Raw genomic sequence first — 16,822 nt, forward strand, 5'->3', positions numbered from 1 at the left:
CGCAATTTGCAAAGCTAAGCTAAAGCACTGCTAATTTGCAAAGGACGGCACAAATGGCCAGTCAAAAGCTCTATGCCGGAGCCAAACTACGCGAAATCAGAAACCGCGTGTCTCTGACACAAAAGGAATTTGCGCAAAAGCTCGGCATTTCCCTGCCTTACCTAAACCAGATGGAAAATAACAACCGACCAGTGTCCACCACGGTGGTTCTGGCGCTGGCCCAGGAATTCGGCGTTGATGTCACCGAGTTGTCTACCGGCGATTCCGAACGCATTGTTAGCGACCTGCGCGAAGCGCTCGCTGACCCTGTCTTAGCTGAAACCGAGGTGCCTCTGGCTGACCTCAGGCTATCTGCCTCTAACGCCCCGATGCTGGCGCATGCCTTTCTAAAGCTGCATCACGCCTACCGTCAAACTCATGAACGTCTGGCCTCGTTGGACGAGGCCCTTGGTCGCCAAGATGTGAAAATGCAGCCCAGCCCCTGGGATGAAGTCCGTGATTTTTTCCACTATTGCGACAATTATATTGATGCGGTTGATCACGCCGCCGAAAACTTTGCAGTGCAGGCCCAAGACCACGGTGGCGTGCAAAACGCCGCAATTCGGGCGCTGACCCATATCGGGGTTACGGTAAAGATGGTTGATCAAGAAGTGCTGCGAAACTACGATCCGGCGACCAAAACCCTCTCGTTGTCCAATCGCAGCGCTGCTGAAACCCAAGCTTTCCAGTTATTGTTGCAAGTGGCTCTTCTACAAAGAAATTCCCTGTTGGAAGCCACGCTTGACCTGGCAAGATTTCAATCAGACTCCGCACGTAATATCGCAAAGATCGGCTTGGCCAATTATTTCGCCGGGGCCGCCATGATGCCCTATGCAGCCTTCCTGAAAGCCGCGCAAGATTTGCGCCACGATCTTGAACTCTTGGGTCGTCAATTTGGGGCCTCTATCGAACAAATCGCCCACCGGCTGTCGACTTTGCAGCGCCCCGGCAAGAAAGGCGTGCCATTCTTTTTCGTCCGGGTCGACCAAGCGGGCACAATCACCAAACGCCACTCCGCCACCCGGTTACAGTTTGCCCGATTTGGCGGGGCTTGCCCTTTGTGGAACGTACATCGCGCCTTTGAAACGCCGGGCCATTTTCTGCGCCAGTTGGCAGAAACACCCGATGGGGTGCGCTATTTTTCTCTCGCCCGAGATATCTCCAAATCTGGTGGTCACTACGGTGCCCCGGTGCGGCGTTATGCGATTGCCTTAGGATGTGAAATCAAACATGCTGACCAGCTGGTTTATGCCGACAATATGGATGTGACCAGCGCAGCGGCCTACCAACCGATCGGCATATCTTGTCGTATTTGCGAGCGGCCCAATTGCCATCAAAGATCTGTGCCTCCTCTGGAACGCAAACTGACAATACATGAAAACACCCGCGGTGTGTTGCCCTATGAAGTTAGCTAACTTTGCAATCATCAAATGCAAAGTAATGAAATACGACGCGCGTCGCCAAAGTTTCCCCTTTGGTAGCAAACCCCGCTAACTATATGCTCGGGCTTTGGGCCAGTGTAGCTTCTTTCACCGTTCGATTGCCCTAACCAACGGATGTAATAAAGGCATCAGATGTTTCGTATATTTGCGCTTTTGATTGTGGGCTTTTTCGGTGTCGCCAGCTTAGGGAGCTATGCAGAACGTTGGCTGCTCTATCCGTTTGACAGCGCTCGCATAGCTCCGGGATCCGTTGGCCTAAACGCCGTCAGCGAACAGATCATGACCATCAAGGGTACCCAATTGGTGGTGTGGACAGCCCCTCCCAAACGCGGCAAACCTATCATTTTGTATTTCCACGGCAACGCCGGAAATCTAGCCAATCGTGCTGGCCGTTTTCAGCGGTTCCTGGATCGCGGCTATGGTTTGGTCGCCCCGGCCTATCGTGGCAGTTCAGGCAGCAAAGGTACGCCCGACCAAGACATCCTAACGCAAGATGCGACCACCATTGCCATGCAGCTTGCCACCCGCACTGCGGCCTTTGCCGACTTCGCGCCCAAATCCCCGATCGTGATCTATGGCGAAAGCCTAGGCACCGCCGTATCAATTCAGGTGCTAAACGCCAAGAGCATCGGACATAACCAGCATATTTCTGCAGTGGTTTTAGAAGCGCCGTTTACCTCACTAAAAGACCTAGCCGCAGAGCATTATTCATCTTTTGCGGCGCTTGCCGACAGTTTGGACAGTCAGTGGCGATCCATCGACGTCGCCCCGCTTGCGCTGTCTTCACCGCTGTTGGTGATACATGGCACAAACGACACGTTGATCCCCATCAGCCAGGGTCGACGCATTTTTCAAGCCGCCCCCACCCGTTCAAAACAATTTATTGCCGTCAAAGGCGCGGGACACACGGATTTGTGGCGCAGCGATGTTCTGCCGCGCCTTTGGTCCTTTATCGACAAGGTCTTATGAAGCGGTGCTTAGCACGCGATAGATTTCGTCCTTAAGCGCGCCACGTTTTTTGCGCAAGTCAGTCTCAGCGCTCTCGTTCATCGGCTCTACATTGGTTTCCGCGCGATGAATGTCGCGATTAACCTGATGATACTCATCAGACAGCCGCGCGAAATGCGCATCCGTTTGCTTAAGCTCGCTCATTTTTTCGGCGTGCTCCGGAAATTCCTCGGCCAATTCATGTGGGGTATGAGACATTTTGCGCTCCTTTGCTCGTGTTCAAACAAAGGATAAACCTTTTCAATTTCCGCCCACTTTGACCGGGATCAATTAGCTGATCAAAAGCGCTATCTTTGTGCTGTTTCCCAGGTTTCATTCACCCATGGCACCGCATTGGAACTGGGCAGGTTTTTCCCCAGAATATGGTCAGAGGCTTTTTCACCCGTCATGATCGACGGGCCGTTTAAATTGCCGTTGGTGATGCGCGGGAAAATCGAACTGTCAGCAACCCGCAACCCCTCAACCCCAATGACTTTGCATTCCGGATCGACCACGCTTGTTGGATCGTCTGCGGCCCCCATTTTACAGCTGCCGCAGGGGTGGTAGGCACTTTCAACATGTTCCGCGATAAAGCTGTTCAACTCGTCATCGCTCTGCACGGCGTCCCCGGGTTGGATTTCGTGCTTCACAAAGGGCTCAAAGGCATCCTGGGCAAAAATTTCGCGCGTTAGTCGAATGCACTTTCTGAAATCCGACCAATCTTGCTCTGTTGACATATAGTTAAACAAAATATTAGGCGCGTCCTTTGGGTCGGCGCTCGCCAATGTGATTGCCCCACGAGAGGGGCTGCGCATCGGGCCAACATGGGCTTGGAAGCCGTGACCTTCTGCTGCCACTTGCCCGTCATAGCGCACAGCAATTGGCAAAAAATGGTATTGAATATCGGGGTAAGACACCCCTGCGTCAGAGCGGATAAATCCAGCAGTTTCAAACTGGTTAGAGGCCCCAAGCCCAGTCTTAGTGAACAACCATTGAGCGCCGATCAGCGCTTTGCCAAGCAGGTTCCAATATTTGTACAAAGTAATAGGCTGGCTGGCCGCCATTTGCAGATACAGTTCCAAATGGTCCTGCAAATTTTGCCCAACACCCGGACGATCCGCCACCACATCTATGCCATGCTCTGCCAGATGCGCCGCTGGTCCAATGCCAGACAACATCAAAAGCTTCGGAGAGTTGATCGAGCTTGCAGCCAATATAACCTCACGCGCGGCACGTAAGATTTCCACTTTTCCGCCGCGCTCTACTTCAACCCCAACGGCGCGCCCGTCTTCGATCACCACACGGCGGGCAAACGCTTTGATTATGTCGCAGTTTTCGCGCTTTAACGCCGGTTTCAAATAGGCATTCGCCGCAGACCAGCGACGGCCCTTCCATACGGTCATGTCCATCGGGCCAAAGCCCTCTTGCTGATGACCGTTATAATCTTCGGTCACAGGATAGCCGGCTTCACGCCCGGCGTCGACAAAGGCCTTGTGCAACGGATTGTTGCGCGGTCCGCGAGACACATGCAAGGGCCCGGTATCGCCCCGCCAATCCGGGTCGCCGCCCTGCCCTCCGGCGTGCCAGTTTTCCATGCGCTTAAAATACGGCAAGACATCAGAATAGCCCCACCCATTGGCCCCGCTCTCTTGCCAATGGTCATAATCGCCAGCGTGTCCGCGCACATAAACCATGCCATTGATAGAACTTGATCCACCAACCACTTTGCCGCGCGGCGTGGCCAATCGGCGCCCTCCAAGATGCGGCTCTGGCTGTGTCCGAAAACCCCAGTCATACATTGGCATATTCATTGGATAGCTCAATGCCGCAGGCATCTGAATCAAGGGGCCCATATCGGTGCCCCCATGTTCGATCACCAATACACGTTTGCCTGCTTCGGCCAACCGATAGGCCATGGCGCAGCCAGCAGAGCCCGCGCCCACAATGATATATTCTGCAATCATGCTCAAACTCCGCCGCCGAATTCCAATTGGTGCCATCAATCAAAGATTGCGGTATCCTCGCCTAAAAGGCCGCTTCCACATCACCCATGCGCACATAGACCGATTTGACTTGGCTATAGTGTTGGATCGCTTCTTTGCTGTTCTCGCGCCCAACGCCGCTCGCCTTAACACCGCCAAAAGGCGCTTCGACCGGGGCATCGTTGTAGGAATTGATAAAGCAGCTGCCTGCTTCCAACTTGCCAATCACCCGATGTGCGCGTGTCAGATCTTTGGTAAAGACGCCAGCTGACAAGCCAAATTCTGTGTCATTGGCCCGCGCGATCACCTCGTCCTCGTCTTCAAAATCCAGAACAGCCATGACCGGCCCAAAGATTTCCTCGCGGGCAATGATCATGTCGTCACTGACATCCGCAAAAACCGTTGGCTCCAGAAACCAACCTTTTTGGTCCAGCCGTTTGCCACCACTCACCAGACGAGCGCCTTCGGCTTGCCCCTTTTCAATATAGCCTGCGACAATGTTCAACTGTGCTTCGCTGACCATCGGGCCAAAATTCGTCGCCTCATCCAAAGGGTCGCCAATCACCGCATTTTGCAAACGCTCTGTTAAACGCTGAAGAAACGCTTCTTTCAGGCCCTTTTGCACAAAGACCCGTGTCCCATTCGAACAAACCTGCCCAGAGGAATAGAAATTTCCATTGATGGCCCCGCCCACGGCATTGTCCAGATCCGCATCGTCAAAGATGATCAGTGGCGACTTGCCACCAAGTTCCATTGTGACGTGTTTCATCTGTGCAGCCGCAGCCGCATAGACCTTTTTGCCAGTTGGCACGGACCCCGTCAGAGAAACCTTATCGACCCGAGGGTCGGTCACCAATGAACCGCCAACTTCCCCCATGCCCTGTACCACATTAAACAGACCTGCCGGCAAGCCAGCGTCACACAAGATTTCGGCAACCTTAAGCGCACACAAAGGGGTGGTTTCTGACGGTTTGAAAATCATGGCATTGCCACAAGCCAAAGCGGGTGCTGCCTTCCAACATGCGATCTGGGTTGGATAGTTCCAGGCCCCAATCCCCACACAAACCCCCAGGGGTTCCCGCACGGTATAGACCCAGTCTTCACCCATCGGAATATGCTCACCGGTCAAGGATCCAGCCAGACCGCCAAAGTACTCTAAGGCGTCTGCCCCGCTTGTCGCATCCGCGACCAGGGTTTCCTGCAACGGTTTACCGGTGTCATAGGTTTCCAAGATCGACAAATCGCGGTTTTGCGCCCGGATCATATCAGCTGCGCGACGCAATATCCGGCCGCGTTCTGTACCAGACATGGCGGCCCACTGTTTCTGAGCGCGCTTGGCGGCCACAATCGCTTGGTCAACAATTGCTGGCGTCGCCGCATGCACTGTTGCGATCTGTTCACCGGTTGCCGGATAGACAACCGCAATCGGCGTCCCAGCAACGTCGTCGACATAGGCACCATCAATAAAATGACTGGCTTTAGGCTGAATCTGCATAGGACCCCCAGAAAGGACAAAACACTGAACAACAGCGGTGACACGAATTTCTTGGCTTCTCAAGAAAAAACTTAAATGATCATTTAAGAAAATTCACCAGAATTCGGATTGCACATTTGATATTGCACGTCAAAACTGCGCGCCATGACAAGAAGACGTATCCGCGATATTCGCAACGAAGAGTTGATCGACGCCACCATCCAGGCCGTCTATGACAAGGGCTATTCTCTTGTTACTATGGCGGAAATTGCTGAAGAAGCTGGGGCGTCCGCCGCAAGTATCAATTACTATTTCGGTTCCAAAGACCGATTGATGGAAGCGACGATGCGCCGCTTGTTGACGATTCTAAAGACAGCAACGCTCGACCGCCTCAAAAACGCCCATTCACCGCAAGATCGCTTATTGGCTGTCTTGGATGCAAACTTTGACGATCGTCTTTTTACCGTCGAGCAATGCTCTATTTGGATGCAATTTTGGGCGAACGCACCCTATTTCACGTCCTTGTCACGTTTGCACCGGATCAACCGGCGCCGGGTGCAAAGTCACTTTCGCGCGGAATTGCGTCATCTGGTGGGGGCGGAGCATCGCGAAACCGTGCGCGTCGCGCTGCAATGCTATATGGATGGCGTTTGGCTCGAGGCCGCACAGGCCGCCAGGCCGCTTGACCCGCAATCTGCGCGCGCCGAAGCCCGCCGTGTCGCGGGCCTCATGATCAGCGGCTCGCCGGATTAGCCCAAAGCAAGTCCCACAGCGCCAGCACATCAAATCTAGGACATCAAAAGCGTCGCCGCGATGGCCCACATCGTGACACCAATTCCAGCGTCTAATATGCGCCAGGCGCGTGGGGACGCAAAAAACGGGCGCAGATAACGTGCTCCAAAACCTAAAAGCGCAAAGAACGTCAGGCTGGCCGTGGCTGCGCCGATTCCAAACGCCCAAGCCGGCGCATAGGTCGCTGAAATCCCACCTAACAACACCACGGTATCCAAATAGACATGCGGGTTGGCCCATGTCAGCAAAAGACAGGTTGTCACCGCAACCCAAAGCCCGCCACCGCCTGCCTCTGCCGCATCCAAACTGCCGCCGCCCTGCCAGGCAGAGCGAAAGTTTAGCACGCCATAGACAAACAAAAACAAGGCCCCTCCCCATTTTGCTGCCGAAACAACCCAAGGCGCGGCCAACACCAAGGCCCCAAAACCCGCAACCCCCGCAGCTATCAATAGAGCATCAGAAATCGCGCAGGTCATCACCACAGGCAGCACAAATTGCTTCTTTAGGCCCTGTCGCAAGACAAAGGCATTCTGCGACCCGATCGCCATGATCAATGAAAACCCCAGGGCAAACCCAGCAAACAGTGCATCTTGCATCGTCCTACTCCATATTAGTCTTGGCCTTGTCTAATGGCTGCGATAACATTACTCAAATTAAAGCATTTAGCCATTCATTAGGAATACTAATGCAATACGACTATCACCAGCTTGCTACTCTGGCGGCGATTCTGCGCCTTGGGAGTTTCGAAGCCGCCGCTGCTGAGCTTGCGGTGACACAGTCGGCAATTTCCCAAAGGTTGAAGGCCCTTGAAGAGCGCACCGGAGCCCTTTTGGTTCATCGAGGGCAACCCTGTACGGGCACTGCCCTTGGCACCCGGCTTGCGGCGCATCACGGCCATGTGGCTTTACTCGAACATCAACTAAACGACGATCTGCAAACCCGCGCAGCCCTGCCCAAAGGACGGTTGCGGCTTGTCGTGAATGCCGACAGCTTGGCGTCATGGTTCATGCCCGCAATCGCCAATGTGTCAGGTATTCTTTACGATCTGGTCATTGATGATCAGGAATTTTCGGTCGACCTGTTGCGCCGTGGCGAAGTGGGCGCAGCGGTGACCTCGCATGGTGGGGTGATTGCGGGCTGTGAATGTTACTATCTGGGACGACTGGTGTATCGCGCGACCTCCAGCCCCAAGTTCTGCGCGCGCTATTTCCCCACCCAAGCCACAAAACAAAGCCTGCGCCACGCACCGATGCTGCGGTATAATTCCAAGGATGATTTGCAAAACCGGTGGCTGCGCACCCAGGTTGGCACCGATGATTTCTCAAACTTTCATATGATCGCCTCCACCCAAGGCTTTATTGACGCAAGCCTTGCAGGCCTTGGCTGGGGCATGAACCCAGCGTTGATGGTAGATGGCCATATCGCAGCGGGTCGATTGCAGGAAATCATTCCAGATACCGCATTAGACACACCGCTATTTTGGCAATGTAACCGCCTTTTGGCCCCTGCCCTTAAGCCGCTGACCCGCAGCATTTGCCAAACTGCGCACAAACACTTGCCACAATAATAACAAACCCCTGGGCTACTCAAATAGCCAACACATGCAATCCCAAGCGCGCCGAGGGGCACAGAGACCAATGATAGCGACACATCAACTGGCACGCCAAACCAGCTTTGGCCAAGCGATTTTTGTGACTGGGTTGGGCATCAGGCTGGTCATCTTTTTGATCATGTTTCTGGTGCTCTTGCTCAAGCCAGAACATTTTTTTGTGGTTGGCGCGATCATCTTGTTGGATCTTTCGATTTTCGCTTGGCAATCCAAACACATGCATAAAAAAGCTCTGAACTACTTCCTTCAGACCGGCAGATTTTGGACCATGGCATCAGGCTATCTGGCGTTTTTCTTTTTGGCTCTGTTGATGTTTTCCCAATGGGTTCCCGTCATCAGCAATGTCTCGTTCCATGAACGTCAATGGGAGGTCGTGATCGACGAAGATCTGCCAGATCGTCAGTTTCACGAGCGTTTCAAAGCTGTGTTGTCCGAAGATGGCAAAACGCTAACCTTAACCGGCATTATGGCCAAAGATATGAATGAAAAGTTGTGGCCACTGTTGTCAGAGGCCAAACTGCTCGAAACATTTGTACTCAACAGCCACGGCGGCAATTTGCACGAAGCCCGAGATTTGGCGCAATATGTGCGTGACCGCGATCTGGACACACATGTAACTCAGATTTGCGGTGCCAGCTGCCTATTGGTCTTTGCCGCCGGATCACAGCGCACATTAGGCCCTGGTGCCGAACTGGGCGTGCATCGCTATGGTTTGGATTTTCTGAAATTACAGCCACATTTGCGCCCTGAACAGGAAATGAGCACCGACCGACGCTATCTCCAAAGCCGCAATGTTAGCCCAAAATTCCTCGACCAATTGTTCAATTTTGATCGTGCCCCGCTTTGGTTCCCTTCACGTGGCGAAATTCAAAGCAGTGGCTTTCTCACAGACTACTAAACAAAAAGGGCGCTGCAAATTGCGCGCCCCTTTTCACATCATCAAACACAGACTTTAAAGCTGCGCCATAACCTCGTCCGAGGCTTCAAAATTTGTCGTAACGCGCTGCACGTCGTCGTCATCTTCCAGCGCATCCACCAATTTCATCAGTTTCTGCATATTCTCCAGATCCAACTCGGTTGTTGTGGTCGGCTTCCAGATCAATTTGGTGGATTCAGACTCGCCAAGATCCGCTTCCAAAGCATTTGAAACATCGTTCAGATCGGTGTCTGCACAATAAACAACATGCCCGTCTTCGCCGCTTTCAACATCTTCCGCGCCCGCTTCGATCGCCGCCATCATGATGTCGTCTGCATCACCCGCATCCGCCGGATAAATCACCTCGCCCTTGCGTTCAAACATAAAGCCAACAGACCCGGTTTCTCCCAGATTGCCGCCATTCTTTGAAAACGTGGAACGCACCGTCGACGCCGTACGGTTCTTGTTGTCGGTCATAGTTTCAACGATGACCGCCACGCCATTGGGGCCATAGCCCTCATAGCGGATCTCATCATAGTTTTCCGCATCCCCGCCAACGGCCTTTTTGATCGCGCGATCAATCACGTCCTTTGGAACAGATTGCGATTTCGCTTCTTTCACAGCCAAACGCAAACGTGGGTTTTTCTCCGGATCCGGATCCCCCATCTTTGCTGCAACTGTGATTTCTTTTGCGAGTTTTGAAAACAGCTTAGACCGCGCGGCGTCCTGACGCCCTTTACGGTGCTGGATATTTGCCCATTTACTGTGGCCAGCCATGCGTATTGCCCTGTATTTGATCGAGTTTCGCCCCATATACCCCATGCGCCCGGTGGGCTCAAGTTGGCGAATACCGCTGATTTCCCCTTGCGCCGAACCCCGCAGTGAGATTGGCTGGTCAAAAGCCAGGCAGGGACACCAATGTCACAAGATCAAATCATCCTATTTTCGCTCTTCGGCATTGTTTTTGCGATGTTTTTATGGGGCCGTTTCCGCTACGATATCGTCGCCTTTTCCGCTTTACTGGTCGGGGTTGTGCTCGGGGTAGTCCCGGAAAAAGATGCGTTTTCGGGCTTTGGCCACCCGGCAACTCTGGTGGTGGCCCTGGTTTTGGTGGTTTCGGCGGGGCTTGTGCGTTCTGGTGCCGTGTTTTTGATCACCCGCACCTTGGTTGACAGCTCACGCGGCCTAGGGGCGCATATCACTTTGATGGGCGGTATCGGCGGGGTTTTGTCGGCCTTTATGAACAACGTCGCCGCATTGGCGCTCTTGATGCCGGTTGATATTCAAACTGCGCGTAAAGCGGGCCGCAGCCCGGGGCTTTCGCTGATGCCCCTGTCCTTTGCCACCATACTGGGCGGGATGGCCACTTTGATCGGCACCCCGCCAAATATCATCATTGCCTCAATCCGCGAAGACAGCCTTGGCGCCCCCTTCAAAATGTTTGATTTTGCCCCGGTTGGCGGCATCACTGCGTTAGCCGGTCTGGCCTTTGTGGCCCTGATTGGCTGGCGCTTTATCCCTAAACGCGAAGACGCCGGCCAAAAGCTTGGCGACATCACTGAATATATCGCCGAACTCACCGTGCCTGACGATAGCAAACACATCGGCAAGCGCTTGGCAGAACTCGAAGATCTGGCCACCAAATCTGATGTTGCCCTGCTGGGATTGATCCGCGGCGGCAAACGCCGCTATGGGGCGGCCCGCAATGTTGAATTGGCCGCCCATGACACGCTGATCCTAGAAGCCGCACCAGATGCGCTGGATGAATTTCGCGCCGCCGCCTCGCTGAATTTTTCAGACAGCGAACGCGAAGATCACTTAAAAGCTGCAGGCGAAGGCCTGGATGTGATCGAAGTGGTTGTGCCAGAAAACGCCCGCATTGCCGGTAAAACCGCCCAACGTTTGGGCCTGGCCTGGCGGCGCGGTGCTGTTCTTATGGGCCTGTCTCGCCAAGGCCGGCGCATCACCCAACATCTGCGCCAAACCGAAGTGAAGGCCGGTGACATACTGCTGCTTTTGGTACCCAAAGACCGCGGCAACGACATCACCGAATGGTTGGGCTGCTTGCCCCTTGCAGACCGCGGTCTCGCGGTGACTGCAGATAAAAAGGTCTGGCTGGCGATTGGCCTCTTTGGCGCAGCCGTTGCTGCCTCTGCCCTGGGTCTGCTTTATTTGCCGATCGCGCTTGGGCTGGTTGTAACGGCCTATGTGCTGACAAAAATTGTTCCGCTGTCTGAACTCTACACCCATATCGAATGGCCGGTGGTGGTTTTGCTGGGCAGCATGATCCCCTTGGGAGCCGCGCTGGAGAATGTCGGCGGCACCGAATTGATCGCGGGCACATTGGTGGGGATCACCGACGGGCTGCCCGCCTGGGCCATCCTGACAGTGCTGATGCTCGTGACCATGACGCTCAGTGACGTCTTAAACAACACCGCCACCACCATCGTGGCCGCGCCGGTAGGGATCCAGATGGCCCAAAGCCTGAACGTTTCACCTGATCCGTTTCTCATGGCCGTGGCCATTGCCGCAAGCGCGGCCTTCCTGACCCCGATTGGCCATAAGAACAACACGCTCATTCTGGGCCCCGGTGGTTATCATTTTGGAGATTACTGGCGCATTGGTCTGCCGCTCGAGATCATCGTCGTGTTGGTGTCGATCCCGTCGATTCTGATCTTTTGGCCGCTGTAGGCCACCCAGCCTACAGCTTGTTCTTGATCAAAATACCCAATGCAACCTGGCCTAAAGCGGCCAGATCCAGGGAATAAGCGCACTGGCCAACAGACCAACACTCAGGTTCAACGGAATGCCAACCTTCATGAAATCCGTGAATTTATAGCCCCCTGGCCCATAAACCATCATATTGGTTTGATAGCTGATCGGCGTCGCGAACGTCGCGCTTGCGGCCACCATAACCGCCACCACAAGCGGACGCGGATCCACCCCAAGCGACACTGCCAAACCAATGGCCACCGGGGTCAGAACGACGGCCACCGCATGGTTGATCAGCTCTGACAAAACAGAGGTCAGCAAATAAATCGCCCAGACGATAAAGAAAGGCGAAAAGCCAACGATCAACGGCGTCAAATTTTCGACAATCAACTCAATCGCCCCAGACGTCTCAAGCGCTGTCGCCACGGCAAGCATGGCAAAAATCAACGCCAACAAACGCCCATCGACAAAACCAAAGGCCTCGTCACTGTCGATACAGCGGGTCAAAAACACCACGGCCATGGCCAGAACCGCCAACAACAAAATCGGTGCCACCCCAAAGGCCGCCAACAGCACAATGCCAAACAAGGCCGCAATTGCGACCGGGGCGTGGCTGCGCCGAAACGCCCGCGCGGTAGGCTTTGATACATCCAGCAGGTTCATTTCAGTGGCCAAGCGCTGGATGTCCTCAGGCGCGCCTTCCAGCAACAGCGTGTCACCGGGTTGGATCACCAGATCATCCAATTGACGGCCAATATTCTTGTCCCGCCGGTGGGCCGCAATCGGATAAACCCCAAACCGGCGACGCAAGCGCAAATCTCCCAATCGACGCCCAGCCATTTTACAATTGGGCGTGATCAACACTTCAACCGTGTTGGTTTCTACGGCCGACACCTGATCCACGCGCTTCAAACTTTTGTCGCGCTGCAAACTCAAGAGTTCCGTCATCTTGGTGCGCAGAACAACCCTGTCGCCGGCCTGCAACTTCACCCCATCCATTTTGCGCCGCAACGAGGCATCGCCGCGGACCACATCCACCAAGCGCACCCCATCACGTTTGAACAGCTGCACGCTCAGCACTTCGCGGCCAATCAGATTTGAGTCAGGCGGCACCACAGCTTCGGTGAAAAATTTCTTAGACGCTTTGTCGCTGGTCAAAAGATCAGACATGCTGCTGCGGTCCGGCAAAAGACGCGGCGCAATGAAACGCAGATAAACACCCCCCCAAATCGCCAAGACAATCGCCAAAGGCGTGACCTCAAAAATGGTAAACGGCTCCAGCCCGCGCGCCCGCGCCACCCCATCCACCAACAGATTGGTCGAGGTGCCAATCAAGGTCAGGCAACCACCTAGAATCGCAGCATAACTTAAGGGTATCAACAACTTACTGGCAGATATGCCCACTTTTCGCGACAGCTGCACAAAAACCGGGATCATCACAACCACAACCGGTGTGTTGTTCATAAAGGCCGAGGCCACCATGACAAAGGCCATCAAAGCGCCAATGGCAATCGCCGGGCTGCGTTCCGCCTGGGCATTGGCCAGGCTGGTGAACCAATCCAGCGCCCCGGTGCGCACCAGCGCGCCCATCACGATGAACATTGCGGCAATTGTCCAGGGGGCTGGATTGGACAAAACATGCAGGGCTTCGTCATAGGGTAAAAGACCCAAGATCAACATAACCGAGGCCCCGGCCAAAGCAACAACTTCGGCGGGATAAACCTCGCGCATAAAAAGGGCAAACATCACAGCCACGACGCCAAGCGCCAGAAAGGCTTGTGTGGACTGGGAGAAATCAAAGAGTTCCATAGACCATCCAAAACTTATGCTTCAAATTACAATTGCTGATGCACTTGCAATAGGCAAGCACAGCTTTCTGCGGCAAATCCGGCGCGCTCTGCTGGCACGCAAAGCATTATTCTGGGCCAGACTGGCTTAGCCGCCCGCCCTGCCGCACCATTTCGATGCGCGTCGCAGCGCCGGTTTTATCATCGGTTTCAATATAGACCCCTGACAAGGTGGCCTCGCCCAGAGCCGGGGTAAAGCGCGCCTTTGGCATGCCGGTGATAAACCGGCGCATTGGTTCGGCTTTTTCCATGCCAATCACCGAGTTATAATCGCCGCACATGCCCGCATCCGCCTGAAATGCCGTGCCGCCAGGTAAAATCTGGGTATCTGCTGTTGGCACATGGGTATGGGTGCCCACCACCAAGGACGCACGGCCATCACAGAAATGACCCATGCCCATTTTTTCAGAGGTGGCTTCGCAATGCACATCGATGATGCTGGCCTGCACCATGCCGCCGCGCGGGTGGGCTTTGAGCACTCGGTCGACCGCGGAAAACGGGTCATCAAACGGCCGTTTCATAAAGACCTGCCCCAGGACCTGCATCACCAACACTTTGCGACCACCGCGGGCCTCAAACACCCGAAACCCACGTCCCGGCACATTGCCATGGGCGTAATTGATAGGTCTGATAATGCGACTGTCTTGCCCGATATGCTGCATCATGTCTTTTTGGTCAAAAGCATGATCCCCAAGCGTGACACAATCCGCGCCCGCCTCAAACAGACCCTTGGCATGCTCGCCACTGAGCCCCATACCATTGCTGGCGTTTTCACCGTTGATCACAACAAAATCCAGCGCCCAGTCTTTGCGCAACTGTGGCAGCCTGTCTTTGACAGCAGCACGCCCGGCGCGCCCCATCACATCTCCGAGAAACAGAATTTTCATAAAGACCCGGCCTAATGCCCAATCATGGTCCGGGCAAGATGCCAGCGCGGATTTTGGGTATTTTTGTCAAGAACAAAGCCGATTTGAGTGGTTTTTTGGCACTCTTAGCTCAGATCGCGAATGCTGCTCTCGGTCACGATCAGATCAAGCGGTTGATCTGTAGGTTCCAGCGGCAGTGTTTCCGCTTGCTGGGCGTCAAAGGCAAAGCCAATCGCCAGCGTGGCACGTTTGTTGCGCAGCTCTTGCAGCGTGCGATCATAAAACCCGCCGCCATAGCCCAACCGGCCACCCTGGGCGTCAAAAGCCACTAACGGCACAATCACAATTTCAGGCTCAAAAAAGGCATCAACCTCGGGAATGCTGGCCCCAAAGGGCCCGGCGCGCATTGGCGCTTCGGGGGTCCAAAGGGAAAACTTAAGTGGCAGGCCCGCGCCTTGGATCACCGGCACACCCACCGGCCCATATGCTGCCGCCTCGGCCATGGCGCCCAGCGGATTTATCTCTGTTTGAATGGGCATATAACCAGCCAAGGCAACGCCGCGATAGCCGGCCAGCACCTCTGACAAATAGGCTGATTGGCCAGGGTGACGCGCGCCAAATGCAGTTTTGCGGCGGGCAAATCCAGCTTTGCGGGCCTTGGTTTTGATCTCTGAAATATCCATCTCGGGCCCTAAAATAATATCATGCCGGCCAAGGCCAAAAAGGCAAAAAAGCCCACAACATCGGTGACCGTGGTGACAAATGCTCCAGAGGCCAAAGCCGGGTCAATGCCAAACCGCTCTAGCAGGACCGGAATGGCGGTGCCCGCAAGGCCCGCAACCACCAGATTGATGACCATTGCCACAGCGATCACCAGCCCAAGCAAAGGCGACCCAAACCAAAGGATGCCAATCACTCCCATGATCACCGCAAACACCAAGCCATTAACCAGACCAACCAGCACTTCGCGGCGAATAACCCGCCACACATTGGCCCCGGTCAAATCCTTGGTGGCAATGGCACGCACGGCAACGGTCAACGACTGGGTGCCCGCATTGCCCCCCATCGAGGCCACAATCGGCATCAGCACCGCAAGCGCCACAAGCTGCACAATAGTGGCTTCAAATTGCGCTATCACCAATGAGGCCAATATCGCTGTCACCAGATTAACCGCCAGCCATGGCAAACGTTGACGCGTGGTTTCCATCACCCTGTCAGACAACGAGCTTTCCTCGCCAACACCAGCAAGACGCAGAATATCTTCTTCGTGTTCCTCATCCAGCACTGCCATCGCATCATCGATGGTGATCACCCCTACCAACCGCTCGTCTTCGTCCACCACAGGGGCAGAAATCAAATGGTATTGGTTGAACGCATAGGCGACATCCGCTTCGTCTTGGGTGACCGGGATCACCTGAAACATTTCTTCGGCGAGGTTTTTGAGCGGCGCGGTGCGCGGCGCCCCCATGATTTTTCCCAAGGTTACATTGGCCACCGGCCGCATCCGCGGATCCACCAAAATCACGTGATAAAACTGCTCTGGCAATTCTGACGCATCACGCATGTAATCGATCGCATCCCCAACAGCCCAATGTTCAGGGGCCATAACGGTTTCGCGCTGCATCAGGCGACCAGCAGAAAACTCCGGATAGTTCAGCGCTTGCTCAACCGCTACCCGATCCGCGTCTTCCAAAGCGTCAAGAATGGCCTCTTGCTGAGGCTCGTCCAGATCCTCAACCAGATCCACCACATCGTCTGATTCCATATCCCGGACCGCTTCGGCCAGGGTTTCAGGATGCAGGGCTGCAATGACCTCTTCGCGAATACTCTCGTCAAGTTCCGACAGAATTTCGCCGTCAAACTCTTGATCATAAAGCTGGATCAAACGGCGGCGGTCAAAGGCGTTGATTTGCTCAAGAAGGTCAGCAATATCAGCCGCATGCATCGGTTCGATCAGCTCAAGAAGCTGCGCGCGATCCGCCATTTCCAAGGCCTCTAGAACCGCCGAAACATTGCGGCGATCCAGGATGTAGGCGTCGTCCTCATCCAATTCGGTGTCAGGCGTAATTTGTTCGTTGAGTTCGGCCAAGTTCTGCCTCCCTGCCACCGGATTGATTTCTGCCGTGACCATAGGGGAAGCCGCACCAGAAATTCAA

General features: G+C 54.6%; 15 protein-coding genes. 6 read left to right on the forward strand and 9 right to left on the reverse strand.

Features of this window, described 5'->3' with window-relative positions:
• Window positions 1-53 precede the first annotated feature (53 nt).
• On the forward strand, window positions 54-1,454 hold the full coding sequence (locus tag ABXG94_RS06400) for a helix-turn-helix domain-containing protein (protein WP_353532991.1): 1,401 nt from the start codon (window positions 54-56) through the stop codon (window positions 1,452-1,454).
• Between the two features lie 159 nt (window positions 1,455-1,613).
• Entirely contained in the window at window positions 1,614-2,450 is an 837-nt protein-coding gene (locus ABXG94_RS06405; protein ID WP_353532992.1) for an alpha/beta hydrolase, read from the forward strand.
• Here ABXG94_RS06405 and ABXG94_RS06410 read toward each other — a convergent pair.
• The 3 genes from ABXG94_RS06410 to betB form a co-directional block, all read right to left on the reverse strand.
• The gene (locus ABXG94_RS06410) at window positions 2,445-2,687 is read right to left on the reverse strand and encodes an HP1242/YdcH family protein (RefSeq protein WP_353532994.1); all 243 of its coding nucleotides are present in this window, start codon (window positions 2,685-2,687) and stop codon (window positions 2,445-2,447) included. The genes ABXG94_RS06405 and ABXG94_RS06410 overlap by 6 nt on opposite strands.
• A gap of 89 nt (window positions 2,688-2,776) precedes the next feature.
• Entirely contained in the window at window positions 2,777-4,432 is a 1,656-nt protein-coding gene (gene betA / locus ABXG94_RS06415) for a choline dehydrogenase (protein ID WP_353532995.1), read from the reverse strand.
• Window positions 4,433-4,493: 61 nt separating this feature from the next.
• Complete coding sequence (gene betB, locus ABXG94_RS06420; RefSeq protein WP_353532996.1) at window positions 4,494-5,945, reverse strand: betaine-aldehyde dehydrogenase; 1,452 nt, start codon at window positions 5,943-5,945, stop codon at window positions 4,494-4,496.
• A 144-nt stretch (window positions 5,946-6,089) separates the two neighbouring features.
• Here betB and betI point away from each other — a divergent pair, with 144 nt between their 5' ends.
• Entirely contained in the window at window positions 6,090-6,677 is a 588-nt protein-coding gene (gene betI, locus ABXG94_RS06425; RefSeq protein WP_353532997.1) for a choline-binding transcriptional repressor BetI, read from the forward strand.
• Window positions 6,678-6,712: 35 nt separating this feature from the next.
• Here the strand turns inward: betI and ABXG94_RS06430 are convergent, their stop codons facing one another.
• Window positions 6,713-7,312: a LysE/ArgO family amino acid transporter gene (locus tag ABXG94_RS06430; protein WP_353532998.1), complete on the reverse strand. Its 600-nt coding sequence runs from the start codon at window positions 7,310-7,312 to the stop codon at window positions 6,713-6,715.
• Between the two features lie 89 nt (window positions 7,313-7,401).
• Between ABXG94_RS06430 and ABXG94_RS06435 the strand changes: the two genes are divergently transcribed.
• Together ABXG94_RS06435 and ABXG94_RS06440 are read left to right on the forward strand one after the other, a co-directional pair.
• Window positions 7,402-8,283, forward strand: a complete 882-nt coding sequence (locus ABXG94_RS06435; protein WP_353532999.1) for a LysR family transcriptional regulator ArgP — start codon at window positions 7,402-7,404, stop codon at window positions 8,281-8,283.
• A gap of 70 nt (window positions 8,284-8,353) precedes the next feature.
• Window positions 8,354-9,223, forward strand: a complete 870-nt coding sequence (locus ABXG94_RS06440; RefSeq protein WP_353533000.1) for a COG3904 family protein — start codon at window positions 8,354-8,356, stop codon at window positions 9,221-9,223.
• Between the two features lie 54 nt (window positions 9,224-9,277).
• Here ABXG94_RS06440 and ABXG94_RS06445 read toward each other — a convergent pair whose 3' ends face one another.
• Window positions 9,278-10,018: a YebC/PmpR family DNA-binding transcriptional regulator gene (locus tag ABXG94_RS06445; RefSeq protein ID WP_353533001.1), complete on the reverse strand. Its 741-nt coding sequence runs from the start codon at window positions 10,016-10,018 to the stop codon at window positions 9,278-9,280.
• 141 nt (window positions 10,019-10,159) lie between these two features.
• On the opposite strand from ABXG94_RS06445, the gene ABXG94_RS06450 reads away from it, so the two are divergent.
• On the forward strand, window positions 10,160-11,932 hold the full coding sequence (locus ABXG94_RS06450; protein WP_353533002.1) for an SLC13 family permease: 1,773 nt from the start codon (window positions 10,160-10,162) through the stop codon (window positions 11,930-11,932).
• A 51-nt stretch (window positions 11,933-11,983) separates the two neighbouring features.
• Here the strand turns inward: ABXG94_RS06450 and ABXG94_RS06455 are convergent, their stop codons facing one another.
• The 4 genes from ABXG94_RS06455 to mgtE all read right to left on the reverse strand — a co-directional run bounded on the left by ABXG94_RS06455 (window position 11,984) and on the right by mgtE (window position 16,797).
• Window positions 11,984-13,762 (reverse strand): SLC13 family permease, encoded by a 1,779-nt coding sequence (locus ABXG94_RS06455; protein ID WP_353533003.1) that lies wholly within the window; start codon window positions 13,760-13,762, stop codon window positions 11,984-11,986.
• Between the two features lie 106 nt (window positions 13,763-13,868).
• On the reverse strand, window positions 13,869-14,687 hold the full coding sequence (locus ABXG94_RS06460; protein ID WP_353533004.1) for a TIGR00282 family metallophosphoesterase: 819 nt from the start codon (window positions 14,685-14,687) through the stop codon (window positions 13,869-13,871).
• 104 nt (window positions 14,688-14,791) lie between these two features.
• Complete coding sequence (locus tag ABXG94_RS06465) at window positions 14,792-15,349, reverse strand: 5-formyltetrahydrofolate cyclo-ligase (RefSeq protein WP_353533005.1); 558 nt, start codon at window positions 15,347-15,349, stop codon at window positions 14,792-14,794.
• An 8-nt stretch (window positions 15,350-15,357) separates the two neighbouring features.
• Window positions 15,358-16,797: a magnesium transporter gene (gene mgtE, locus ABXG94_RS06470; protein ID WP_353533007.1), complete on the reverse strand. Its 1,440-nt coding sequence runs from the start codon at window positions 16,795-16,797 to the stop codon at window positions 15,358-15,360.
• Window positions 16,798-16,822: the final 25 nt, after the last annotated feature.

This window comes from Cognatishimia sp. WU-CL00825 (assembly GCF_040364665.1).
Lineage (GTDB): Bacteria > Pseudomonadota > Alphaproteobacteria > Rhodobacterales > Rhodobacteraceae > Cognatishimia.